We start from the raw sequence: 22,442 nt of genomic DNA, 5'->3' as shown, positions 1-22,442 counted from the left end.
CAGCCCCCTCATGACAGCCCCCTCAGGTGGGTGAGGAGCGAAGCCGTGCAGCCCACTCCGTACGTCGTCCTGATCCGGTCCAGCAGCGGATCCCGGTGCAGCCGGTACTCCTGCGTCCCCACGTAGTCGAGGACGGTCGCGGCGACCGCGCAGCCCAGCTGGGCCGCGCACCGCTCGGGCACGCCCCACAGCGTCCCGGCGAGGAAGCCGGCCCGGAAGGCGTCGCCGACACCCGTCGGGTCCACCACACCGGCCACCGGCACCGCCGGCACGGCCAGCGACTCCCGGCCCTCGCCCCGGATCCGCACCCCGGCCTCGCCGTGGGTGGTGACCCAGGTGCCGACGCGGCGCAGCACGTCCGCCTCGGACCAGCCGGTCTTCTCGTGCAGCAGGGCGCTCTCGTACTCGTTGGTGAACAGGAAGCGCGCCCCGTCCACCAGCTCCCGCACCTGGCCGCCGTCGAGCCGCGCGAGCTGCTGCGAGGGGTCGGCGGCGAAGGGGACCCCCAGCTCACGGCAGGCGCGGGCGTGCCGGAGCATGGCCTCGGGGTCGTCCGGGGAGACCAGGACCAGCTCCAGGCGCCCGGTCCGGGCGAGGACGTCCCGCAGGTCGATCTCGCGGGCCTCGGCCATCGCGCCGGCGTAGAAGGTGGCGATCTGGTTCTGCGCCCGGTCGGTGGTACAGACGAACCTGGCGGTGTGGAGCGACTCGCTGACGCGCACCGAGTCGGTGTCCACACCATGGTCCTTGAGCCAGATCCGGTACGGCTCGAAGTCGGCCCCGACCGCGCCCACGAGTACGGGACGCAGGCCGAGCACGCCGAGTCCGAAGGCGATGTTCGCTGCCACTCCGCCGCGCCTGACCTCCAGGTTGTCGGCGAGGAACGACAGGGAGACCCGGTCGAGCCGGTCGGCGAGCAGCTGCTCGCTGAACCAGCCGGGGAAGGTCATCAGATGGTCGGTCGCGATGGATCCGGTGACAGCGATACGCATTCCAGCTCCCCTCAGATCCCCGCGGCCTTCTTGAGCGCGTCGACCCGGTCGGTGCGCTCCCAGGTGAACTCCGGCAGCTCCCGGCCGAAGTGCCCGTACGCGGCGGTGGCCGCGTAGATGGGCCGCTTCAGGTCCAGGTCGCGGATGATCGCGGCCGGCCGCAGGTCGAAGACCTCGGAGACGGCTTCCTGGATGCGCTCGTCCGGCAGGGTCCCGGTGCCGAAGGTCTCGACGAAGAGACCGACCGGCTCGGCCTTGCCGATCGCGTACGCGACCTGCACCTCGGCGCGGCGGGCGAGCCCGGCGGCCACGATGTTCTTCGCCACCCAGCGCATCGCGTAGGCGGCCGAGCGGTCCACCTTCGACGGGTCCTTGCCGGAGAAGGCGCCGCCGCCGTGCCGGGCCATGCCGCCGTACGTGTCGATGATGATCTTCCGGCCGGTGAGTCCGGCGTCGCCCATCGGGCCGCCGACCTCGAAGCGCCCGGTCGGGTTGACCAGCAGCCGGTAGCCGTCGGACTCCAGCGTGACACCCTCCTCGACGAGCTCCTTGAGGACGTGCTCCACGACGTACTCGCGCACGTCCGGGGTGAGCAGGCCCTCGACGGAGATGTCGGCGGCGTGCTGCGAGGAGACGACGACCGTGTCGAGGCGGACCGGCTTGTCGCCGTCGTACTCGATGGTGACCTGGGTCTTGCCGTCGGGCCGCAGGTAGGGCACGGTGCCGTTCTTGCGGACCTCGGTCAGCCGGCGCGACAGGCGGTGGGCCAGCGCGATCGGCAGCGGCATCAGCTCGGCGGTGTCGTCGCAGGCGTAGCCGAACATCAGGCCCTGGTCGCCGGCGCCCTGGGCCGCCAGCTCGTCCTCGTCGCCCTCGACACGGGCCTCGTGGGCCGTGTCGACGCCCTGCGCGATGTCCGGCGACTGGGCGCCGATGGACACCGACACGCCACAGGAGGCGCCGTCGAAGCCCTTCGCGGAGGAGTCGTAGCCGATGTCGAGGACGGCGTCCCGGACGAGCTGCGCGATCGGCGCGTACGCCCCGGTGGTGACCTCGCCGGCGATGTGGACCTGGCCGGTGGTGATCAGGGTCTCGACCGCGACGCGGGAGGACGGGTCCTGGGCGAGCAGGGCGTCCAGGATGGTGTCGCTGATCCGGTCGGCGATCTTGTCGGGGTGGCCCTCGGTCACGGACTCCGAGGTGAACAGGCGGCGGCTCATGCCTGGGCCTCCGCCGGGGTCTTGAAGAAGTGCTGCTCGATGGCACCGAGGGTGCGGATGGAGTCGACCTCCAGGGTCTCCATCTGGATGGCGGTGCCGCTCTCCTGCTCCAGCAGGAAGACGAACTCGACGAAGGACAGCGAGTCGATGAGCCGGTTCTCGATCAGGTCGAGGTCGGGCGCGATGTCGTCGCGCTCCGGGTGACGCTCCAGGATCCAGCTCTTCACCGTCTGCAGGCCGTCGGCCATGGTTGCTCTCCTTTTAGCTACTGCTGCTGCTTTGAAGGGGGGTGGGGGCGGAGGGGGTGGGGGCGATGATCGGCGCGGCGACCGCGACCGCGTAGTCCACGTCGTGGCTGATGGACACCGTGATCTCGGAGATGCCGGACTCGGCGGCCATGTCGGCCGCGGGCCCGTGCAGCTCCACGAGCGGCCAGCCGCCCTCGGAGCGGCGTACGACGATGTCCGGCCAGGGCAGGAACCTGCCGCGGACCCGTAAGGTCTTGAACGCCGCTTCCTTGGCCGCGATCCGCCCGCACAGGCTCAGCACGTCGAGCCCGCCGGAGGTGCGGCAGTCGTCGAGTTCACCGGGGGTGAGCATCCGCTCGAAGAACTTCTCGCCGTACTGCGCGAGAAGCCTGCGGACACGGTTGACGGACACGATGTCCATGCCGAGGTTCGCCCAGCCCAGGCCGCCCGCCGGCGGGGCCACGGGACGGGCCGGCACGTCAGATCACCGGCCCGGCCGCGAGACTCGCATCGGCCCTCAGGCGGGCGTTCGCGTCGAGCACCGCCTGCGTGGCGGCCTCCCAGTCGCCGTGCCGCCGGGTCAGCGCCGACAGCCAGCGCTCAAGCCCGAAGGCCACGCAGCTGGTGAAGGCGGGCCCGCCGGTCGACTCCAGGGTGATGTCGCAGCGGTCGCCGAAGAAGTTCCGGTGCGTGTTGACCGAGGCGATCGCCAGGTCCTCGTACAGGAACTCGTACTTCACCGGCGTGAGCCGCTGGAGCACCGCCTTGGAGCTGCCCTTGTCGAAGAAGGGGTCGCAGGCGGCCTCCTTGCGCAGCGGCAGGTCGAGCGCCGCGGCGAAGGCCTGGATCCGGGCGGTGAAGTCGGCGAGGTGGTGCTCGGCGTGCTCCTGCGCGCCGATCGCCACGATCTCCCTCATGCGGAAGCCGAGCTGGCGCCGCATCCCCTCGTAGTGCGTCTCCTTGCGGAAGCACCAGGAGCAGATCGTGACGAGGGTGTCGTCGGCGACCCGGTGGCCCTGGTGCGTCAGGTAGACGGCGTAGCAGGACGCCGAGGGCAGTCCGAGCGCGGCCGGTTCGAGCGCGGCGGTCGGAAAGCGGCCGGTGTCGGCGGAGAACGGTTCCGTCGCGCGTCGCTCCAGGTCGAGCGAGGTGGCGACGACGGCCTGGTGGGGGAAGTTGTCGTAGTAGTCGAGCCGGGCCAGGTCGGCGGCCGGCAGCAGCGGGGGCATGGTCATCGGGCTCGCGCCCGCGGCCACCCCCCAGCCTTCGAAGGTGTCGTCGAGGAGCCGCAGCAGGCGGGTCCCCTCGGGGCCCATGGTGGGCAGGCCCCTGGTCTCCCCGACGGTCTCGGGGCTCGTCAAGGTCATGGTCTCGTCACCTCTCGGGTGGGAGATCTCCGGGAGGGGCCGGGGCTCCGGGGAGCGCCGGCGTCCGGGGAGGTCTCCTGGGCGGGTTCAGACGACGGGCAGCGTGTCGTCGGTGAAGATCCCGGTCTTCAGGAAGAAGGACAGCGGCTTGCGGACCGACTTGCGCTCGTGGGCGCGGCGGCTCTCGTCGGCGACGAGGGAGTTGCGCAGCGCGAGCGGGTCGGGGATGCCGGCGTCCCGGTACACGTGGGGGTTGTAGAGCGAGTTGATGCTGTAGACGACGTACCGCTTGAGGTAGGCCTCCACCTCCCGGACGCGCTCGGCGCTCACGGCCTGGCACATGCGCTGGAAGAGCAGCGAGACCAGCTCGCGGCCGAAGGCGATGTGCCGGGACTCGTCCTGGTGGTGGATGCGGTTGACCTCACGGATGGTGTGGCACAGGGAGGCGTCCTTGGCCATCCGGGAGTTGTAGTGGTCGACCAGCTCCTCGAAGAACAGGATGCGGGTGAAGACCAGGAAGTTCTCGACCTCGGGCTCCCAGGCGGCGTCGGCGCGCATCCCGGTGGAACCGTAGATCTTGCTGCCGTAGCGGCGGCAGAACTCGGAGAAGAACCACATGTGTTCGTTCTCCTCGCCGATGAAGTGGTGGAAGAAGTCCGAGGGGACCTCGAAGCCCGGCATGTGGATCCGGCCGACGACCTCGATGAGGAGCTCGCGGATGCCGTGGACATTGAGGCTGTAGAAGTTGATGGACTCCCACTTCGAGAGGCGCTGAAGCGTTTCCTCACCGAGGGTGTCGAAGTGCTCGGTGCCGTAGACGGTGAGCAGCTCCGGCGTCATCCAGTACCGGTTCTCCTCCAGCGTCTCGGGCCACTGGAAGGTCTGGTAGGGGTTGTAGTAGTCCTCGACGGAACGCTCGCTCAGGCGGGCGAGGACCTCCATGAACCGGTCGGTGACGGGCAGCGGGGCGGTGACGCCCATGGTGTGACTCCTCGGGACTCGTGGGGCGATGGGCTCGGGGGGCCGGACGGGACCCGGGGAGCCACAGGGCCGGACTGTCGGGGCGGGACCCCGGGGCCGGGCGCGGCGGGGTCCCTCAGGGACGGACCTCGTAGACCGCGTTGACCGGGGTCTCGGTGGCGCGGCGCCAGCGGGTGAAGCCGGCCTCCTCGGCGATGGCGCGGAAGGCCTTCTCGCCCGAGTGGTTGCCGAGCGCGTGCGGGCCGCGCTGGGCGACGGCGACGGGCAGGCACATCACGGCGGACAGCGCCATGAACATGCGGGCCGCCGGGGTCTGGGTGTCGATGTCGGCGGGCGAGACGTTCGACTCGACGAGCATCCAGGTGCCGTCCGCGTCCAGCGACTTCAGGACGTGCGCGGCGGCGGCGACCGGGTCGCCCATGTCGTGCAGGGCGTTGAAGAAGCAGACCAGGTCGTAGCCGGTGCCCGGGTAGTCGTCGGCGGAGGCGACCTCGAAGACGACCCGGTCGGACAGGCCGGCCTCCTCGGCGAGCTGCCGCGCGATACTGATGGCCTCCTCCGAGTAGTCGAAGCCGTGCACGGTGGCGTGGGGGAAGGCCTTGGCGATGAGGAGGGTGGTGTGGCCGACGCCGCAGCCGACGTCGACGACGGTGCCGCCGTTGTCGAGCTTGCCGGTGACCTCGTGCAGGGCGGGCAGCCAGTCCGGGACCAGCTTGTGCTCGTAGGTCGGCTGGAAGAAGGAGCCCATGCCGGTGTCGAGGGCCGCGTCGTGCTCGGCCCAGCCGACGCCGTCGCCGGACCTGTACGCCTCGACCAGCAGGTCCTCGGTGGCGTACAGCGCCTTGAGGGCGGTGAAGAACCCGGCGGCGAAGGTGACCGCGGTGGGGTCGGCGAGCACCTCGACGTGGTCGGCGGGCAGGGTGTACGTGAGCGAGCTCGGGTGCCGCTCGACGTACCCGGCGGAGAGCTGGGCGTGCAGCCACTCCTCGATGTACCGCTCGTCGGTGCCGGTCTTGCCGGCCAGCTCGCCCGAGGTCAGCGGGCCGTGCTCGGCGAGCGCCCGGTACAGGCCGAGCCGCTCGCCGATCGCGACGGTGAGGCCGCGGACGGCCGCGCCGGCGTCGGTGATCACTCTCTGGTGGAAGTCGTGGGCGCTCATGCGGCGGCCTCCTTCTCGAATCCGGGCAGGTCGCAGGTGAAGAGGAAGGAGCGGGGCACCCGGGGCACGGCGCGGGCCGGGACCGGGTAGGGCCAGCGGTCGAAGTCGGCGCCGGGCTCACCCGGCTGCTTGACCTCGCGCACGGACCAGCCGCAGGCGTCGAGCAGCGCCTCGGGCTCCTCGGTGCCGAAGAGCCAGGGGTTGCCGTCCTCCTTCAGGGCGTTCATGAAGGTGCGGGCGAGGGGGTTCTCCAGGGCGGCCCTGGAGATGACGTCGCCGAGCAGCACGGAGCCGGGCGCCGCGTGCGCGGACAGCGTCGAGATGAGGGTCCGGACGGCCTCCTCCGGCAGGAAGAACAGCAGACCCTCGACCACCCACAGGACGGGCTCGTCGCTCTTCCATCCCGCCTCCTTGAGGGGGCCGGTCCAGTCCTGGGTGAGGTCGACCGGGATCGGCACGCGGGTGCGGCCGGCCGGCAGCGGCTCGTCCTTCAGCATCTCGGCCTTGGCCTCCAGGAGGGCCGGCCGGTCGAGCTCGTAGACGGTGACGCCGTCGGGCCAGGGCAGCCGGAAGAACCGGGTGTCCATGCCGGCGGCGAGGAAGACCACCTGGCGGATGCCGCGCTCCTGCACCGCCGCGACGATGGCGCGGTCCAGGTAGGTGGTGCGGATGGCGAGGAACGGCACGATGCCGCCCCCGTCGTAGCGCTTGAGCAGTTCGAAGCCGATCTGGTCGGCGACGGTGCGCGCGTACGGATCGGCGAACAGCCGGTCCTCGCGCTCGGTCTCCAGGGCGCGCGCCGCGGCGGTCCACTGGGCGGTGCGGGATACGGCCTCCACAGGAGGTCCCCCTTCACTCGGGTTGCGGGCGGTGGTGGGTGCGGTGGTGCGGGGTGGGCCGGCCGTGCGGACGGACTGTCCGCGCGGGCGGCGGCGGTGGTGGTGCGGAAGGGCCGGCCGTGCGGACGGCGGTGGTGGTGGTGCGGAAGGGCCGGCCGTGCGGACGGCCGTGTTCGTCGCGCTCCCGTTCGGGTCGGGGCGCGGCGCCGGACGCGGGGGTCGTCAGGCGCTCATGGCCACTGCGGGAGCGGTCTCCTCGGCGCGCGCGTGCGTGCGCGGACGGGCGCAGCAGCCCACCGGGTCCTGGGCCGCGGGCATCGACGACAGATGTCCGACCTCGGTCCCGGCGGGGCGGCGCCGGAAGATGCTGTGCAGGATCATGCTGAACACGGCCGTCCCGTCGGCGGCCACCAGCGTGCAGCGCGGCTTGACGGTGCCGCTGGTGGGGTTGAAGGGCGACGGGGTGACGGCGAGGACCTCCACCCGCGCCGTGAGGACGTCGCCCGGGCGGACGGGGCGCAGGTAGCGCACCTCGTCGATGCCGGGCGAGCCCATACAGAAGCTGTAGGCGAGCAGGCCGTCGACGTAGCGCCGCATGAACATCGACTGGGTGTGGAAGCCGCTGGCGATCAGGCCGCCGAACTGCGATTCCGCGGCCAGCCCGGGGTCCGTGTGGAAGGGCTGCGGGTCGAAGCGCCTGCCGAACTCCAGCACCTCCTCCGCCGTGACGGTGACGGTGCCCAGCTCGTGGATGTCGCCGGGCCGGAAGTCCTCGAAGTAGCGCATCACGCGCCCCCCTTGACCTAGGAGTTGGTCGTTCGTTCCTTTGTTCCTTGGCACTACCCAATCTACGAATTCACCATTTATTTTGTCAACCCAAAAGAAGGCTCAAATGGCTCCATCCGCCGGTCTCTTCACCGCCCCCGCCGGCCAGCGCGCGCTCGATGTCGCCCCACAGGTCCTCGACCCCCTCGATGCCGACCGACATGCGCACCAGACCGGGCGCGATCCCGGCCGCCGCGAGGGCCCGTTCGTCCAGTTCCCGGTGGGAGGTGGAGGCCGGATGGGTGACCAGGCTCTCCACCCCGCCGAGCGAGAGCGCGAGCCTGGCGATCCGTACGCCCTCGATGAAGGCCCGGCCCGCCTCCCGGCCGCCGGCCAGCTCGAAGGAGAGCAGCCCGCCGCCGCCGGACAGCACCTTGCGGGCGGTCGGGTACGAGGGATGGCCGGCCAGCCAGGGGTAGTGCACGGCGGTCACGTCCGGGCGGGCCGCCAGCCGCTCGGCGAGGACGGCGGCGTTGGCGCAGTGCTCGCGCATCCGCAGCGGCAGCGTGGGTATCCCGCGCAAGGTCAGCCAGGCGGCGAACGGGTCGGCGCAGGCGCCGAGTTCGACCGTGCGCGGCCAGACCCTGCGGCGCAGCTCGTCGTCCGCGAAGACGGCCGCGCCGCCCAGCACGTCGGAGTGGCCGGAGAGGTATTTGGTGGTGGAGTGCACCACGATGTCCGCGCCCAGTTCGAGGGGGCGGCAGAGCGCGGGCGAGGCGAGCGAGTTGTCGACGACGCTGGTCACGCCGAGCCGGCGGGCCGCCGCGAGCAGCCCCGGCAGGTCGGCGACCTGGCCGGTCGGGTTGGCGATGGTCTCCAGGACCAGGAGCCGGGTGGCCGGGTGCACGGCCGCCTCCTCCAGCTCGGCGACCTCGTCCCCGGAGACGTACACGACCTCGATCCCGTACCGCCGGGACAGGTCGGACAGGACGGCGAAGGTCCCGCCGTACAGGCAGCGCTGCGCGACGACCCGGTCGCCCGGTTTGAGCAGGGCGAGCAGCACGCCGCTGATCGCGCCCATCCCGGAGGCGAAGGCGATGGCGCCGGCGCCGCCTTCGAGCCCGGCGAGGGTCTGCTCCAGGGCGCGTACGGTCGGATTGCCCCGACGGCTGTAGACGTACCGCCCGTCGGGCCCGGCCATCGCCCCGGCGAGCTCCTCGGCGGAGGAGAAGGCGAAGGCGGAGGATTGCACGAGCGGCACGGAGAGCGGCCAACTCCCGTGATCGAATGGCTCATTGACGACGTGTACGGCGCGGGTGTTCAGATCCATTTCCGACTGCTTTCTCTCCGGGTACGGAAAAGGGGCCGCCCGGCATCCGCCGCAGCAGTGGCAGCGGACGCCGGGCGGCCCCTCGGGGGCTGGATCGGGCGGTCAGGCGGAGACCCTGTCCCCGCTCTGCGCGGGGGCGGGGGCCTCGGCGGCCGGCGCCTTGTCGCCCTTCATGACGAGCAGGGTGATCACGCCGCCGACGGCGGCGATGATCGCGGCGCCGATGAAGGCGGCCGAGAAGCCCTCGGTCAGCTTGGGCAGGTTGCCGAGCTGGTCGGCGCCCTGCGACATGGCGACCGCGGTGAGGGCGGCGAGGCCGAGCGCGGAACCGACGTTGTACGTGGTGTTGACGATGCCGGAGGCGAGACCGGCCTGCTCCTGCGGGGCGCCGGACATCGCGGCGATCATCGCCGGGATGTAGGCGAGGGACATGCCGAGCGCGGCGACCAGCGAGGCGGGCAGGACGTCGACCAGGAAGGTGCCGGTGGGCTCGACGGCGGCCAGCCAGACCAGACCGGCGGCGAGGACCAGCAGACCGACGCCGATGAGCGGCTTGGCGCCGACCTTCGCCATCAGCTTCGCGGTGATGGCCGTCATGAAGATCATCAGGAGCACGGTCATCGGGAGCAGCGCGGCACCGGAGGCGAAGGCGCCGTAGCCGAGGACCTGCTGGAGGTAGAGGTTGAGGAAGTACCACATCGGGATCCACGCGGCGCCGAGCAGCGTCATGGCCAGGTTGGCCGAGCCGAGGCGGGGCACCCGCCACACGCTGAGCGGCATGAGCGGCTCGCGGATGGCCTTCTGGATCACGAAGAACAGGATCAGCAGGACGGCGGCGCCGGCCAGCTGGAGGATCGTGCCGGTGGAGCCCCAGCCGACCTCGGGGGCGCGGACGACCGCGAAGACGGCGAGCGCGAGGCCCGCGGTGACGGCGACGGCGCCGAGGACGTCGACGGAGCCCCGGCGGGACTCGACGTTCGGGAGGATCTTGGTGGCGGCGAGGGTCGCGAGACCGATCGGCACGTAGATGATGAAGCACCACTGCCAGGCGGCCCACTCGGTGAACACGCCGCCGAGGAAGACACCCGCGGTACCGCCGGCGGGGGCCGCGGCGCCGTAGAGCGCCATCGCCTTGCCGAGCTCCCTCGGGTCGTGCATGAAGAGCATCATGAGCAGCGTCATCGCGGAGGGCGCGATGAGCGCGCCGCCGACGCCCTGGACGGCGCGGCCGAGGATCTCGACCCAGGCGGTCTGCGCGACCGCGGCGAGGACCGAGCCGGCGATCATGACGACCCAGCCGGTGACGAAGATCTTGCGGGCGCCGATGAGGTCGGAGAGCCGGCCGCCGAGCAGCAGCAGACCGCCGAAGACGATCACGTAGGCGTTGAACACCCACTGGAGCTCGCCCTGGGAGAAGCCCAGGTCCTTCTGCATCTCGGGGAGCGCCACCCCGATGATCGAGGTGTCCATGATGACCATGAACTGTGCGGCGGCGAGCACGACAAGTGCCCACCAGCGCCGGGGATTGACGGTTGACATTGCCCTGACCCTTCGCTCGCGGTTGCATACCCCTGGGGGGTACCTGCGTGCTGCACCGTAGCATACCCATGGGGGGTATGTAAGAGAGAGATGAAGGCCGCCTGGAGCGCGAAGGGGAGCGCGCGCCTCCACCCCGGGAGCCCCCAACCGGCAGGGCAGAATGCCCCCATGACCACGGATCAGGAGACCGACCCGGAGCCCGAGCTGCTCCGCCGCTGGACCTCGACCCTGCGCGCCGCCCGAGCCGGCCGCGAGGGCCCGGACCCCCTGCCGTACGGCCGGAACCTGCTGTCCCGCTGGGCCGAGCCGCAGCGCAGGTACCACACCGTCGCGCACCTGCGGGCGGTCCTCGACCGCATCGACGAACTGGCCGATCAGGGCGGCGAGGGCGGCGAGTTGGAGCTCGTACGACTGGCCGCCTGGTTCCACGACGCGGTCTACCGCCCGGACCGCTCGGAGAACGAGGAACGCTCGGCCCACCTGGCCGAAAGAGCCCTCACCGAAGCGGGCCTGACCCCCCACGAGGTCGCGGAGGTGGCCCGCCTGGTCCGCCTCACCGTCACCCACGACCCGGCCCCGGGCGACCTCAACGGCGAGACCCTGTGCGACGCGGACCTGGCGATCCTGGCGAGCGAGCCGGATACCTATACGGGGTATACCCGCGCGGTCCGCGAGGAGTACGCCTTCGTCCCGGACGACGCCTTCCGCACCGGCCGCACCACCGTCCTCACCCACCTCCTGTCCCTCCCCCGCCTCTACCGCACCCCCTACGGAGCGGCCGCCTGGGAGGAACGGGCGCGGGCGAACATGGAACGGGAGATCGCGGAGCTGAAGGGCCCCGAGGGGGACTGACGTCCCGCATCCCGAGATGTTCGCCGTGGGAGGAATGACAGGGTCAAACGGCCGGTTGCGCGTGTCATGCCCTCTTCGCCGTCCGAGCCCGCCGCCGACGTGTCCGCCGCGCCCTCCGCGCCCGCGCCCGGCCGTATGCCCCTCGCCGTCTACATCCTCGGCCTGTCCGTCTTCGCGCTCGGCACGAGCGAGTTCATGCTCTCCGGGCTGCTGCCGCCCATCGCCGAGGACATGGGCGTGTCCATCCCCACCGCGGGGCTGCTCATCTCCGCCTTCGCCATCGGGATGGTCGTCGGCGCGCCGCTGCTCGCCGTCGCCACCCTGCGGCTGCCGCGCAAGGCCACGCTCACCGCGCTGATCAGCCTCTTCGGGCTCGGGCAGGTCGCCGGGGCGCTCGCGCCGAACTACGCGGTGCTCTTCGCCTCGCGCGTGGTCAGCGCGCTCGCCTGCGCCGGGTTCTGGGCCCTGGGCGCCGCCGTCGCCATCGCCATGGTGCCCGTCGGGTCCCGCGCGCGGGCCATGGCCGTCATGATCGGCGGGCTCTCCATAGCCAACGTCCTCGGCGTCCCCGCCGGCGCCTTCCTCGGCGAGCACCTCGGCTGGCGCTCCGCCTTCTGGGCCGTCGGCGCCGCCTCCGCCATCGCCCTCGTGGGCGTCCTGCTCAAGATCCCGCACATCCCGCGCCCCACCCAGAAGCCCCGCCTGCGCGCCGAGCTCGCGATCTACCGCGACCGGCAGGTGCTGCTCTCCGTGCTGCTCACCGCCCTCGCCGCCGGCGGCGTCTTCTGCGCCTTCTCCTACCTGGCCCCGCTCCTCACCGACGTCTCCGGGCTCGACGAGGGCTGGGTCTCCGGCGTCCTCGCCCTCTTCGGCGTCGGCGCCCTCGTCGGCACCTACATCGGCGGGCGCGTCGCCGACGCCCACCTCTTCGGCGTGCTGCTCAGCGGCGTCACCGCCTCCACCGTCTTCCTCGCCGCCCTCGCACTCCTCGCCGCCAGCCCCGTCGCCACGATCGCGCTGACCTTCCTCCTCGGCGTCTCCTGCTTCTACACCGCGCCCGCCCTCAACGCCCGCATGTTCAACGTCGCCGGCGCCGCCCCCACCCTCGCCGGAGCCACCACCACCGCCGCCTTCAACCTCGGCAACACCGGCGGCCCCTGGCTCGGCGGCACCGTCATCGACGCCGGCCACGGCTTCGCCTCCCCCGCCTGGGCCGGCGCCGCCATGACCCTGCTCGCCCTCGTCACCGTCACCGTCTCGCTGCGGCTGCACCAGGGGAGCTCCCGGCTCGTGGCCTCGGGTGCGCCCCGGAAGGCGAAGGCCGTATCGTCCCGCTGACCCATCCTCAGACAGGAAGGCAGGACCACTCCGTGCGCCTCCGCACCCTCCTCGGCACGCCTCTGCGCGCCGCCACCGCAGCACTCGCCCTCGCCCTCGCGGGCACGGCGCTCACCGCCGCGCCCGCGAGCGCCGCGCCCGCCGGGCCCGCCGCGTCCACCGGGATCACCTACGAGGTCACCCGCAACGCCGTCGCCTACGTCGACGTCCCCGGCACCGAGATCAGCTTCGACGCCGTCGCCGGAGAGCGCTCGTTCCTCTGGTCCCGCTCCTTCTCCGCCGAGCCGGTCGACCGGCTCTCCGCGGGCGACAACATAGGCAACACCTTCGCCATCCGCTGCCGCGCCGCCGACGGCACCCCCGACGGCGCGCCCCTGCCCGCCGGCACCGAGGCCGGCGCCTACTGGGCCGCCAACCTCGTCCCCCCGGGCGAGACCTCGCTGACCGCCGCCCTGCGCTGGGTCTTCACCGCCCCCGCCGACGGCACCTACGCCTGCCGGCTGTCCGTCGTCTCGTACTCCTCGGTCATCGTGAACGGCCGCACCGTCACCATGCGCGTCCCGGCCGGCGCCGAGCTGGCCCGCAAGAGCTACCCCGCCACCGCCCGCTGGACCCTGCTCGCCGGCACCGGCACCACCGTCGCCCGCACCGCCACCGCGACGACGCTCGGCTACACGTACACCCCGTCCACCGCCGACACCGACTTCGTCCTCTACCAGGACGCGGCCCTCTCCACCTGCGCCGCCGGGTCCCCGATCTGTTCCGGCGGGACCGCCGCCCACACCGGCAGCACCGTCGAGACCTGGGTCGAGGCCCAGCCCCGCAACGCCGACGGCGCCCTGTGCGGCCCCGCCCTCACCGGCCCGGTCTCCCGCTGGAACATCAGCGACGCCAAGCACCACCAGACCGCCGCCAACACCCTCCACCTCACCCGCGCCCAGCTCGGCGGCTGCGCCCAGGTGCGGACGACACTGAAGGTACGGAACGTCGACGGCAACCCCGTGAAGATCCACGACGGCTACGCCTCCGGCACCATCGCCGCCACCCACGGGGCGGGGATCAGCTACACCCTCTGATGGCCCTGGAGCTGTAGAGACCCCCTCGGCCCCGGCGCGCGGGCCCCCCTAGGCCAGTCCCCGCCCTCCGCGGGTCCCCCTACGCGGGTCCCCGCGCCGGCCGGCGCTTCGGCCGGCGCAGCCCCGCCTCCGTGAGCCGGCGCAGCAGCTCCTTCGAACCGACCTCGACCGCGCCCGCCGCCACCGCGTCCCCGTACCGGTCGGACGGGATGTCGTAGTGGTCCCCGTCGAAGCCCCGGGGCGGGGCGCCGATCGAGGCGGCGAAGGCGTGCAGCTCCTCGAAGGAGACGTCGCTGACCAGGTGCGACCACACGCGGCCGTGGCCCGGCCAGGTGGGCGGGTCGATGTACAGCGTCACGCCCCCGCACCCCTCACGTGAGCCCGCCCACCGGCGCGACCACCACGCCCTGCTTGCCGCAGACCCAGTGCGGGTCCGGGCCCATCTCCGGCTCGACGTCCAGGGCGTGCGGGTCGCCCGAGGAGCAGACCGGGCAGAGCGGCCAGCGGCCGTAACGTTCCAGCAGCGCGTCCTGTACGTCCTGGGCGACCAGACCGGCCACGAAGGGCGCGCCCTCGGGCCACTGCTCCACCCACCAGCGGCGGTGGGCGACGGCGTCCTCCACCATCGAGACGACCTCGGCCATGGCGACCTCGCGGGCCACCAGATCGGCGAGGACCAGGGCACGGGCGGCGTGGAGCGCCTGCTCCACGGGGTCGATGTCGTCCATGCACACATTCTCGCCCCACCCGCCCGCGAAGGACCAATGTCCCGCCCGGATCCGGGCCCAACGGACCCTTGACGCTCCCCCCGGCCGAAAATATCTTTCAAGTGTGACCAATGACGTGAAGGAAAGTTTCACCGGCAGCCCCGGCACCCGGGCCGGCGCCCCGGTCGGGCGGCAGTCCGCCCCGCTGGCGCCCCCGCCCGCCCCCGCCGCGCTCGCCGCCAAGGTGCGCACCCTCGGCCCCTCCATGACCCGCTCCATGCAGCGCGTCGCCGAGGCCGTCGCCGGGGACCCGGCCGGCTGCGCCGCCCTCACCGTCACCGGTCTCGCCGAGCTCACCGGCACCAGCGAGGCCACCGTCGTCCGCACCGCCCGCCTGCTCGGCTACCCCGGCTACCGGGACCTGCGCCTGGCGCTGGCCGGCCTCGCCGCCCAGCAGCAGTCCGGCCGCGCCCCCTCCGTCACCGCCGACATCGCCGTCGACGACCCGGTCGCCGACGTCGTCGCCAAGCTGGCCTACGACGAGCAGCAGACCCTCGCCGACACCGCCGCCGGACTCGACACCGTCCAGCTCGGCGCGGCCGTCGCCGCCCTCGCCACCGCCCGCCGCATCGACATCTACGGCGTCGGCGCCTCCGGGCTCGTCGCCCAGGACCTCGGCCAGAAGCTGCTCCGCATCGGCCTGCTCGCGCACGCCCACAGCGACCCGCACCTCGCCGTCACCAACGCCGTGCAGCTCCGCTCCGGCGACGTCGCCATCGCCATCACCCACTCCGGGTCCACCGGCGACGTCATAGAACCGCTGCGGGTCGCCTTCGACCACGGCGCCACCACGGTCGCCGTCACCGGCCGCCCCGACGGCCCGGTCGCGCAGTACGCCGACCACGTGCTGACCACCTCCACCGCCCGCGAGAGCGAACTGCGCCCCGCGGCCATGTCGTCCCGCACCAGCCAACTCCTGGTCGTGGACTGTCTGTTCACCTGCGTCACCCAACGTACGTACGAGACGGCGGCCCCTGCCCTCGCCGCCTCGTACGAAGCCCTCGCCCACCGCCACTCCCCCCGCACCCGCTGAACCAAGAGAGCCGCCCCGTGTCCACCGCACCCGCATCCGCCACCACGTACTCCGCGCTGCGCGCCCAGCTCGCCACCCTCACCACCGAGGCGTTCCGGCCCGAGCTGGCCGAGATCGACCAGCTCCCGACCGCCGAGCTCGCCGCCCTGATGAACAGCGAGGACCAGACCGTCCCCGCCGCCGTCGCCCAGCAGCTGCCCGCCATCGCCGCCGCCATCGACGCCACCGCCGCCCGCATGGCCCGCGGCGGCCGGCTCCTCTACCTCGGCGCCGGCACGGCCGGCCGGCTCGGCGTCCTGGACGCCAGCGAGTGCCCGCCCACCTTCAACACCGACCCCTCCCAGGTCGTCGGCCTGATCGCGGGCGGCCCGTCCGCCATGATCAAGGCCGTCGAGGGCGCCGAGGACTCCAAGGAGCTCGCCGTCGAGGACCTCACCGCGCTCGGCCTCACCGCCGACGACACGGTGGTCGGCATCTCCGCCTCCGGCCGCACCCCGTACGCCATCGGCGCCGTCGAGCACGCCCGGGCCGAGGGCGCCCTGACCATCGGCCTGTCCTGCAACGCGGACAGCGCGCTGGCCGCCGCCGCCGAGCACGGCATCGAGGTCGTCGCCGGCCCCGAGCTGCTCACCGGCTCCACGCGCCTGAAGGCGGGCACCGCCCAGAAGCTGGTGCTCAACATGATCTCGACGATCACGATGATCCGGCTCGGCAAGACCTACGGAAACCTCATGGTCGACGTCCGCGCCTCCAACGAGAAGCTCCAGGCCCGCTCCCGCCGCATCGTGGCCCTCGCCACCGGCGCGCCGGACGAGCAGATCGAGACCGCCCTGACCGCCGCCGACGGGGAGGTGAAGACCGCGATCCTGATGATCCTCGCCGACATCGACGCCAAGGCCGCCGACCAGCGGCTGCACGACTCGAAGGGCCACCTGCGCGCAGCGCTGCACGCGACCGGCCCCACGGCGAGCACCGACACCGCCACGGCCGCCGCCGTCGCCCCCCTCACCCCGTAACCCCTCGCCGGGCACCCCCCTCACAGCAAGGCACCACCGCACCATGAGCACAGACGACAAGAACCGCGCCATCGCCGCCGCGATCCTCCCCCTCGTCGGCGGCGCCGAGAACATCAGCTCCGTGGCCCACTGCATGACCCGCCTCCGGCTGGGTCTGCGGGACCGCTCGCTCGTCCAGGACGAGGCCCTCAAGGCCCTGCCGTCCGTGATGGGCGTCGTAGAGGACGACACGTACCAGATCGTCCTCGGCCCCGGCACCGTCGCCCGCGTGACCCCCGAGCTGGAGGCCCTGATCGCCGAGGCGCCCCAGCCGGTCCACTCGGCGGACGACCTCGCCGCCCAGGGCGCGGCGATCAAGGCGGCGCAGAAGGCGAAGAACTCCACCCCGTTCAAGCTCTTCCTGCGCAAGATCGCCAACATCTTCGTCCCGCTGATCCCCGCCCTCATCGGCTGCGGCATCATCGCCGGCCTCAACGGCCTGCTCATCAACCTCGGCTGGCTGCCCGGCGTCACCCCGGCGCTCGCCGCCATCGCGAGCGGCTTCATGGCCCTCATCGCGGTCTTCGTCGGCTTCAACACGGCGAAGGAGTTCGGCGGCACGCCCATCCTCGGCGGCGCGGTCGCGTCCATCATCGTCTTCGCGGGTGTCGCCAAGATCACCGTCTTCGGCCAGACCCTCTCCCCCGGCCAGGGCGGCGTCCTCGGCGCGCTCGGCGCGGCGGTCCTCGCCGTGTACGTGGAGAAGTGGTGCCGCCGCTGGGTGCCCGAGTCCCTGGACGTCCTGGTCACCCCGACCATCACCGTCCTGCTCTCCGGCCTCGCCACGATCTTCGGCCTGATGTTCGTCGCCGGTGAGATCTCCCAGGGCATCGGCGACTTCGCCACCTGGCTGCTCACCCACGCGGGTGCCGGCGCCGGCTTCCTGCTCGGCGGCCTGTTCCTCCCGCTGGTGATGCTCGGCCTCCACCAGGCCCTGATCCCGATCCACACCACCCTGATCGAGCAGCAGGGCTACACGGTCCTCCTGCCCATCCTGGCGATGGCGGGCGCGGGCCAGGTCGGCGCGGCCATGGCCGTCTACCGCAAGCTGCCCCGCAACGGCTCGATCCGCCGCACCATCAAGTCCGCCCTCCCGGCCGGCTTCCTCGGCGTCGGCGAGCCGCTGATCTACGGCGTCTCGCTCCCGCTGGGCCGCCCCTTCATCACCGCCTGCGTCGGCGGCGCCTTCGGCGGCGGCTTCATCGGCCTCTTCAGCATGCTGGGCGACCAGGTCGGCTCCACCACGATCGGCCCCTCGGGCTGGGCCCTCTTCCCCCTCCTCGACGGCAGCAAGGGCCTCGGCGGGACCATCTTGATCTACGCGGGCGGCCTCCTCGTCGGCTACGTCGTGGGTTTCCTGGCCACGTACTTCTTCGGCTTCAGCAAGGAGCTGATCGAGGAGTTCAACGTGGACACGGAGACCGAGGCGGGGACGGCCACGGCCCCCGCCCCGGCCGCGGCCCCCGCCGCCACCCCGGCGGCCACCACGCCGGAGGCGGAACCGGCGAAGGTCTGACCGACCCGCGCACGGAACACACGGAACACACGGAACACACGGAACACACGGAACACACGGAACACAGCGAAGGGCTCCCGGTACGCACGTACCGGGAGCCCTTCCCCGTACCCCGCGCCCCGCCTCGCTCAGCAGGTGACGTCGGCCTCCGGGCGCTCGCCGGTGAGCAGGAAGCGGGTCACCGCGCGGTCGCCGCAGGCGTTGCCGTTGCCGAGGTACATGCCGTGGCCGCCGTGGTCGACGGAGACCAGCCGGGCCCTGGCGCCGAGGGCCGCGCGCATCTTGAGGCCCTCGGAGTGCGGGGTGGCCGGGTCGCGCAGGCTCTGGATCATGAGGATGTTCGACGGGCCCCGGCCGGTCAGCCGGGCCGGCCGCTCCACCGGGCCGCCCTTCCAGAAGGAGCAGGGCGTGATGTTCGCGGGCATCCCCGCCGTCAGCGGGTACGCGGCCCGGTCGGCGGCCACGGCCCGCCCGTAGGAGGCGACGGAGCCCCGCCACCTCACGTCGTTGCAGATCACGCCGACCGTGACGGCCGCGTCCGCGTCGGACATCGGGCCGGTCAGGGCGGGCGGCAGGACCGGCGTCTCGCCCGGCGTGCGGGCCTGCCGCACGAGCCGGGCGAAGCCCTCGAACTGTGTGTCCGAGTAGAGCGCCAGCTGGAGCGCCTGCCGCAGCAGGTTGCCGGTCAGCGGCACCCCCGCCGTGGCCGAGGGCTTCGGCTCCCGGTCCAGGCGCGCGGCGGCGTCGAGGACCAGCCCGCGCACGTCCCCGGCCCGCTCGGCGAGCCGCAGCCCCTCCGGCGCCCGGTCCGGGTGCGCGGCCCAGGCGGCGAAGTCGGGGAAGCGGTCCTCGGCGCCCCGCGCCATCCCCCGCAGCCAGCCCTGCGCGACCGTGCGCGGGTCCGGGTCGGCGCTGCTGTCGAGGACCAGCCGGTCGGTGCGGCGCGGGAACTTCTGCGCGTACTGGGCGGTGACGTACGTGCCGTACGAGACGCCCCACACCGACACCGTCTCCTCGCCGAGCGCCGCGCGCAGCCGGTCCATGTCCCGCACCTGGTTGGCGGTGGTGAGGCCGCGGAGTTCGGCGCCGCCCACGCGGGCGCACGCCTCGGCGATGCGGCGGGAGCGGACGGTGTTCGCGTCGACGGAGCCGTCGGCGGCGGGCCAGCTCCGCAGGTTGACCAGGTGCCGGTCCTCGTCGGCGAGCCCGCAGCCGGCCTTCACGCTGCCGCCGACACCGCGCGGGTCGAACGCCACCAGGTCGTACGCTCCGCCCAACTCCCCTTGCAGTGCAGCCCCCTTGGCGGACAGCCGCTGCACCCCGGAGCCGCCGGGCCCGCCGGGCACCACGAGCAGCACCCCGCGCCGCCGCTCGGGCCGGGCGCTGAGGATCCGGGACACGGCGAGCGGGACCCGGCGCCCGTCCGGGTCGGCGTAGTCGAGCGGCACGGTCAGCGTGGCGCACTCCTGCCGCAGCCCGGCGGGCCCGCAGTCGTGCCAGGCGAGGGCCGGGGCGGCCGAGGCGGCCGGGGCCGGGGCCTGGGCCTGGGCCTGGGCGGCACCCGGAGCGGTGAGGGCGGCGGGGGCCGCGAGGGCCAGGGCGAGGGCGATTCCGGCGTAAGTCGTCATGGGAGAAGCCTGTCTGAGTGCACGTCAGCACCCCATCCGGCAGACACGCGGACGCACGGTGGGGGTAGCCCCCTGGCCTCAGGAGACTTCCGGAGGTGTCCGGAGGACGTCCGCTCAGTCGGAGGACGGCACGCTCGGGATCTGCGACCCGACGTAGTTCACCGGCGCGATCAGCAGCCACAGCGCCGCCCCGCACACCAGCACCCCCGCCCAGACCGTCCACACGCCGGCCAGCCAGGGCGCCGAGAGCAGGAACGGCACGGCGTAGCGGCGGAGGCGGCGGCGGGCGCCCCGGGGCGTCCAGCACTCCTCGTCGCTGTCCACCAGCCCGAAGCCCAGGCCGCCGATGATCCCGCCCATGAGCGCGGTGAGCAGCAGCGCGAAGCCGGTGGCGCCCCAGCCGGTGAAGACCGTCAGCTCCTCCTTGCCCGCCGCCGCCGCGAGGGCGGCGACGAGCGCGCCGATCGGCACGCCCATCGACACCAGGTGCAGCAGCCGCGCCCAGTCCCACACGAGTTCGGGCGGCCCGGAGAAGACGCCGGGGAGCAGCCCGGCCGGGGGCGGCGGGGCGGTGCCCGCGTCGGCGACCACGCCGGACGCGACCCAGCGGGCGGCCCGGGAGAGGACCGCCACCCACAGCACCCCGCAGGCCAGCGCCGCCGCGCCGACACCGAGCGCCAGGCGCTGCCCCGCCGCGCCGGGGTCCCGCCACAGCGGCACCACCGCGAGGTGCCCGAGCAGGACGGCGCCGCCCGCCGCGAGCCGGGCGCCCAGCAGGAAGCGGCGCGCGGTGCGTTCGGCCCCGCCCCGGTGGTCGTGGAGCCGCACCGCCTCCTCCACCCGTACCGGCTTGCCCCGCTCCCCGCCCCGCTTCCGTCTGCCGATCCGTACGGCCGCCATGTCCCGGTCCCCCCGTTCACGATCACGTCGAGCGCGCAGCCTACGGCCGGGCCGGGCGGATGACACAGACCCGGCGGGAGGGAGATCATCCGGCCCATGACCACCGAAGGAACCGCCCCCGCGCAGCCCGCACACCCCGCTCCCTCGCCCTCGCCCTCGCCCTCGCCCTCGCCCGACGCCGCCGCCTCCGGCACCTGGACGCTCGGCGACCTCCCCGTACGCCGCATGGGCTTCGGCGCCATGCGGCTGCCGCAGACCGGCGGCGCCCTCGTCGAGGACGCCGTGCCGCGCGACCGCGCGCAGGCGATCGGCGTGCTCCGCAGGGCCGTCGAGCTGGGCGTGAACCACATAGACACCGCCGCGTTCTACTTCTCGCCGCTGCGGTCCGCGAACGAACTCATCAACAGCGCCCTCGCCCCCGCCGGCCGCTACCCCGACGACCTCGTGATCGCGACGAAGGTCGGCCCCGCGCGGGACGCGTCCGGCGCCTGGACCGAGCACGCCCGTACGCCACGGGCGCTGCGCGCCCAGGTCGAGGAGAACCTGCGCCAGCTCGGCCGCGACCACCTCGACCTGGTCAACCTCCGGGTCCTCGGCACGGACTCCGTCGCCGAGCGCTTCGGCGCCCTGGCCGACCTCCGCGCGGCGGGGCTGATCCGCCACCTCGGCGTCTCGAACGTCACGCCCGGGCAGCTCGCGCAGGCGCGGGAGATCGCGCCGGTGGTGTGCGTGCAGAACATGTACGGGATCGGGGTGCGCCCGGAATACGCGGAGTTCGTGCGCCACTGCGGCGAACAGGGCATCGCGTTCGTGCCGTTCTACTCGATCGCGGCGGCGGGCCGGGAGACCGGCGCGACGGGCGCGGAGCCGGAGGCGGCGGCGGTCCTGGCCGTGGCCCGCGCGCACGGGGCCGCCCCGGCGCAGGTCCGGCTCGCCTGGCTGCTGCACCAGGGCCCGCACCTGCTCCCCATCCCCGGCACCGGCGACCCCGCGCACCTCGCGGCGAACGTGGCGGCGGGCGCGCTGCGGCTGACCGGCGAGGACCTGGCCCGCCTCGACGCGGCCCACGCCGGGGCGGCGGCGTAGGCTCCGGCCCCATGACCTCAGCGACGCCCCCCACCCAAGCCCTCGTCTCCGACCTGGCCCCGACCGGCACCCTGCGCGCCTCGATCAACCTGGGCAACCCGGTCCTGGCGCAGGGCACCCCCGAGGCGCCCGCCGGCATCACGGTGGACCTGGCCCGCGAGATCGGCGCGCGGCTGGGCGTACCGGTGGAGCTGCTGTGCTTCGACGCGGCGCGCAAGTCGTACGAGGCGATGGCGACCGGCCGCGCGGACCTCTGCTTCCTCGCGGTGGACCCCGCGCGGGAGGCGGAGGTCGCGTTCACGGCCCCGTACGTCGTGATCGAGGGCGTGTACGCGGTGCCGCGCGACTCGGCGCCGACCGGCCCGGCGGAGGTGGACGCGCCGGGTGTGCGCATCGGCGTGAAGGCGGGCTCGGCGTACGACCTGTACCTCACCCGCACCCTGCGGCACGCGACGCTGGTGCGCGGCGACGAGGGCGTGGACGTCTTCGCGGCGGAGGGCCTGGAGGCGGGGGCGGGCATCCGCCAGCCGATGACGGCGTACGCGGCGGCGCACCCGGAGGTCCGCCTGCTGGACGCCCGCTTCATGGAGATCCGGCAGGCGGTGGGCACCCCGGTGACGCGGTCGGCGGAGTCGGTGGCGTTCCTGCGCGCGACGGTCGAGGAACTGAAGGCGACGGGCTTCGTGACGGCGTCCCTGACCCGCGCCAACCAGGACCCGACCCTGCTGGCCCCGCCGGAGGCGTAGCGACC

The 22,442-nt window shown here is 73.3% G+C and carries 23 protein-coding genes; 8 read left to right on the top strand and 15 right to left on the bottom strand.

The window, feature by feature from the left end:
• Positions 1-8: 8 nt before the first annotated feature.
• The 11 genes from ACZ6J5_RS00765 to ACZ6J5_RS00715 all read right to left on the bottom strand — a co-directional run bounded on the left by ACZ6J5_RS00765 (position 9) and on the right by ACZ6J5_RS00715 (position 10,440).
• Positions 9-992 carry a carbohydrate kinase family protein gene (locus ACZ6J5_RS00765; protein ID WP_469386270.1) on the bottom strand — a complete coding sequence of 328 codons (984 nt, stop codon included), beginning with the start codon at positions 990-992 and terminating at the stop codon, positions 9-11.
• An 11-nt stretch (positions 993-1,003) separates the two neighbouring features.
• The gene (gene metK, locus ACZ6J5_RS00760) at positions 1,004-2,212 is read right to left on the bottom strand and encodes a methionine adenosyltransferase (protein ID WP_362484648.1); all 1,209 of its coding nucleotides are present in this window, start codon (positions 2,210-2,212) and stop codon (positions 1,004-1,006) included.
• Positions 2,209-2,460 carry a phosphopantetheine-binding protein gene (locus tag ACZ6J5_RS00755; RefSeq protein ID WP_469386268.1) on the bottom strand — a complete coding sequence of 84 codons (252 nt, stop codon included), beginning with the start codon at positions 2,458-2,460 and terminating at the stop codon, positions 2,209-2,211. Before ACZ6J5_RS00755 ends, metK begins: the two co-directional genes overlap by 4 nt.
• Before the next feature lie 13 nt (positions 2,461-2,473).
• Positions 2,474-2,938: a holo-ACP synthase gene (gene acpS, locus ACZ6J5_RS00750; protein ID WP_362484646.1), complete on the bottom strand. Its 465-nt coding sequence runs from the start codon at positions 2,936-2,938 to the stop codon at positions 2,474-2,476.
• A 1-nt stretch (position 2,939) separates the two neighbouring features.
• Positions 2,940-3,827 carry a class-II aminoacyl-tRNA synthetase family protein gene (locus tag ACZ6J5_RS00745; protein WP_469386266.1) on the bottom strand — a complete coding sequence of 296 codons (888 nt, stop codon included), beginning with the start codon at positions 3,825-3,827 and terminating at the stop codon, positions 2,940-2,942.
• Between the two features lie 87 nt (positions 3,828-3,914).
• Entirely contained in the window at positions 3,915-4,808 is an 894-nt protein-coding gene (locus ACZ6J5_RS00740) for a diiron oxygenase (protein WP_469386264.1), read from the bottom strand.
• 115 nt (positions 4,809-4,923) lie between these two features.
• Positions 4,924-5,967, bottom strand: a complete 1,044-nt coding sequence (locus ACZ6J5_RS00735; protein WP_469386262.1) for a methyltransferase domain-containing protein — start codon at positions 5,965-5,967, stop codon at positions 4,924-4,926.
• Complete coding sequence (locus tag ACZ6J5_RS00730; protein ID WP_469386260.1) at positions 5,964-6,806, bottom strand: class I SAM-dependent methyltransferase; 843 nt, start codon at positions 6,804-6,806, stop codon at positions 5,964-5,966. Before ACZ6J5_RS00730 ends, ACZ6J5_RS00735 begins: the two co-directional genes overlap by 4 nt.
• A gap of 222 nt (positions 6,807-7,028) precedes the next feature.
• A complete protein-coding gene (locus ACZ6J5_RS00725) occupies positions 7,029-7,592 on the bottom strand; it encodes a MaoC family dehydratase (protein WP_469386258.1) in 564 nt (187 codons plus the stop codon).
• Between the two features lie 85 nt (positions 7,593-7,677).
• Positions 7,678-8,832: a trans-sulfuration enzyme family protein gene (locus tag ACZ6J5_RS00720; RefSeq protein ID WP_469386256.1), complete on the bottom strand. Its 1,155-nt coding sequence runs from the start codon at positions 8,830-8,832 to the stop codon at positions 7,678-7,680.
• Between the two features lie 171 nt (positions 8,833-9,003).
• Positions 9,004-10,440 (bottom strand): MFS transporter, encoded by a 1,437-nt coding sequence (locus ACZ6J5_RS00715; protein ID WP_469386254.1) that lies wholly within the window; start codon positions 10,438-10,440, stop codon positions 9,004-9,006.
• Positions 10,441-10,608: 168 nt separating this feature from the next.
• Here ACZ6J5_RS00715 and ACZ6J5_RS00710 point away from each other — a divergent pair, with 168 nt between their 5' ends.
• The 3 genes from ACZ6J5_RS00710 (at position 10,609) to ACZ6J5_RS00700 (ending at position 13,706) form a co-directional block, all read left to right on the top strand.
• On the top strand, positions 10,609-11,292 hold the full coding sequence (locus tag ACZ6J5_RS00710) for an HD domain-containing protein (RefSeq protein ID WP_469386252.1): 684 nt from the start codon (positions 10,609-10,611) through the stop codon (positions 11,290-11,292).
• 135 nt (positions 11,293-11,427) lie between these two features.
• The gene (locus ACZ6J5_RS00705; RefSeq protein ID WP_469387392.1) at positions 11,428-12,630 is read left to right on the top strand and encodes a Cmx/CmrA family chloramphenicol efflux MFS transporter; all 1,203 of its coding nucleotides are present in this window, start codon (positions 11,428-11,430) and stop codon (positions 12,628-12,630) included.
• A 32-nt stretch (positions 12,631-12,662) separates the two neighbouring features.
• Complete coding sequence (locus ACZ6J5_RS00700; RefSeq protein WP_469386250.1) at positions 12,663-13,706, top strand: hypothetical protein; 1,044 nt, start codon at positions 12,663-12,665, stop codon at positions 13,704-13,706.
• 79 nt (positions 13,707-13,785) lie between these two features.
• Here the strand turns inward: ACZ6J5_RS00700 and ACZ6J5_RS00695 are convergent, their stop codons facing one another.
• Positions 13,786-14,064: a DUF4031 domain-containing protein gene (locus ACZ6J5_RS00695; RefSeq protein ID WP_469386248.1), complete on the bottom strand. Its 279-nt coding sequence runs from the start codon at positions 14,062-14,064 to the stop codon at positions 13,786-13,788.
• Positions 14,065-14,077: 13 nt separating this feature from the next.
• Positions 14,078-14,434 (bottom strand): hypothetical protein, encoded by a 357-nt coding sequence (locus ACZ6J5_RS00690; RefSeq protein ID WP_361165165.1) that lies wholly within the window; start codon positions 14,432-14,434, stop codon positions 14,078-14,080.
• Between the two features lie 103 nt (positions 14,435-14,537).
• On the opposite strand from ACZ6J5_RS00690, the gene ACZ6J5_RS00685 reads away from it, so the two are divergent.
• The 3 genes from ACZ6J5_RS00685 to ACZ6J5_RS00675 are packed head-to-tail and all read left to right on the top strand — an operon-like array spanning position 14,538 to position 18,077.
• Positions 14,538-15,506 (top strand): MurR/RpiR family transcriptional regulator, encoded by a 969-nt coding sequence (locus ACZ6J5_RS00685; protein ID WP_469386246.1) that lies wholly within the window; start codon positions 14,538-14,540, stop codon positions 15,504-15,506.
• Between the two features lie 17 nt (positions 15,507-15,523).
• Positions 15,524-16,522 carry an N-acetylmuramic acid 6-phosphate etherase gene (gene murQ, locus ACZ6J5_RS00680; protein ID WP_469386244.1) on the top strand — a complete coding sequence of 333 codons (999 nt, stop codon included), beginning with the start codon at positions 15,524-15,526 and terminating at the stop codon, positions 16,520-16,522.
• Between the two features lie 43 nt (positions 16,523-16,565).
• Complete coding sequence (locus ACZ6J5_RS00675; protein ID WP_469386242.1) at positions 16,566-18,077, top strand: PTS transporter subunit EIIC; 1,512 nt, start codon at positions 16,566-16,568, stop codon at positions 18,075-18,077.
• Positions 18,078-18,205: 128 nt separating this feature from the next.
• Here ACZ6J5_RS00675 and ACZ6J5_RS00670 read toward each other — a convergent pair whose 3' ends face one another.
• Together ACZ6J5_RS00670 and ACZ6J5_RS00665 are read right to left on the bottom strand one after the other, a co-directional pair.
• Positions 18,206-19,705, bottom strand: coding sequence for an alpha/beta hydrolase (locus ACZ6J5_RS00670; RefSeq protein ID WP_469386240.1), 1,500 nt, complete (start codon positions 19,703-19,705; stop codon positions 18,206-18,208).
• 114 nt (positions 19,706-19,819) lie between these two features.
• Positions 19,820-20,605 carry a hypothetical protein gene (locus ACZ6J5_RS00665; protein WP_469386238.1) on the bottom strand — a complete coding sequence of 262 codons (786 nt, stop codon included), beginning with the start codon at positions 20,603-20,605 and terminating at the stop codon, positions 19,820-19,822.
• 96 nt (positions 20,606-20,701) lie between these two features.
• Between ACZ6J5_RS00665 and ACZ6J5_RS00660 the strand changes: the two genes are divergently transcribed.
• Entirely contained in the window at positions 20,702-21,691 is a 990-nt protein-coding gene (locus ACZ6J5_RS00660) for an aldo/keto reductase (RefSeq protein WP_469386236.1), read from the top strand.
• An 11-nt stretch (positions 21,692-21,702) separates the two neighbouring features.
• Positions 21,703-22,437 carry a transporter substrate-binding domain-containing protein gene (locus ACZ6J5_RS00655; RefSeq protein ID WP_469386234.1) on the top strand — a complete coding sequence of 245 codons (735 nt, stop codon included), beginning with the start codon at positions 21,703-21,705 and terminating at the stop codon, positions 22,435-22,437.
• Positions 22,438-22,442 lie beyond the last annotated feature (5 nt).

The organism is Streptomyces sp. NPDC042100 (assembly GCF_055582325.1).
Note: the sequence above shows the minus strand (reverse complement) of the source record. Positions and strands in the feature narration are given on the sequence as shown.

Coding starts and splice junctions, on each gene's coding strand:
- ACZ6J5_RS00670 (WP_469386240.1), bottom strand. CDS start 19,705: ATGACGACTTACGCCGGAATCGCCCTCGCCCTGGCCCTCGCGGCCCCC.
- ACZ6J5_RS00745 (WP_469386266.1), bottom strand. CDS start 3,827: ATGACCTTGACGAGCCCCGAGACCGTCGGGGAGACCAGGGGCCTGCCC.
- ACZ6J5_RS00755 (WP_469386268.1), bottom strand. CDS start 2,460: ATGGCCGACGGCCTGCAGACGGTGAAGAGCTGGATCCTGGAGCGTCAC.
- ACZ6J5_RS00735 (WP_469386262.1), bottom strand. CDS start 5,967: ATGAGCGCCCACGACTTCCACCAGAGAGTGATCACCGACGCCGGCGCG.
- ACZ6J5_RS00690 (WP_361165165.1), bottom strand. CDS start 14,434: ATGGACGACATCGACCCCGTGGAGCAGGCGCTCCACGCCGCCCGTGCC.
- ACZ6J5_RS00660 (WP_469386236.1), top strand. CDS start 20,702: ATGACCACCGAAGGAACCGCCCCCGCGCAGCCCGCACACCCCGCTCCC.
- ACZ6J5_RS00725 (WP_469386258.1), bottom strand. CDS start 7,592: ATGCGCTACTTCGAGGACTTCCGGCCCGGCGACATCCACGAGCTGGGC.
- ACZ6J5_RS00740 (WP_469386264.1), bottom strand. CDS start 4,808: ATGGGCGTCACCGCCCCGCTGCCCGTCACCGACCGGTTCATGGAGGTC.
- ACZ6J5_RS00655 (WP_469386234.1), top strand. CDS start 21,703: ATGACCTCAGCGACGCCCCCCACCCAAGCCCTCGTCTCCGACCTGGCC.
- ACZ6J5_RS00705 (WP_469387392.1), top strand. CDS start 11,428: ATGCCCCTCGCCGTCTACATCCTCGGCCTGTCCGTCTTCGCGCTCGGC.
- metK (WP_362484648.1), bottom strand. CDS start 2,212: ATGAGCCGCCGCCTGTTCACCTCGGAGTCCGTGACCGAGGGCCACCCC.
- ACZ6J5_RS00715 (WP_469386254.1), bottom strand. CDS start 10,440: ATGTCAACCGTCAATCCCCGGCGCTGGTGGGCACTTGTCGTGCTCGCC.
- ACZ6J5_RS00710 (WP_469386252.1), top strand. CDS start 10,609: ATGACCACGGATCAGGAGACCGACCCGGAGCCCGAGCTGCTCCGCCGC.
- ACZ6J5_RS00665 (WP_469386238.1), bottom strand. CDS start 20,605: ATGGCGGCCGTACGGATCGGCAGACGGAAGCGGGGCGGGGAGCGGGGC.
- ACZ6J5_RS00765 (WP_469386270.1), bottom strand. CDS start 992: ATGCGTATCGCTGTCACCGGATCCATCGCGACCGACCATCTGATGACC.
- ACZ6J5_RS00675 (WP_469386242.1), top strand. CDS start 16,566: ATGAGCACAGACGACAAGAACCGCGCCATCGCCGCCGCGATCCTCCCC.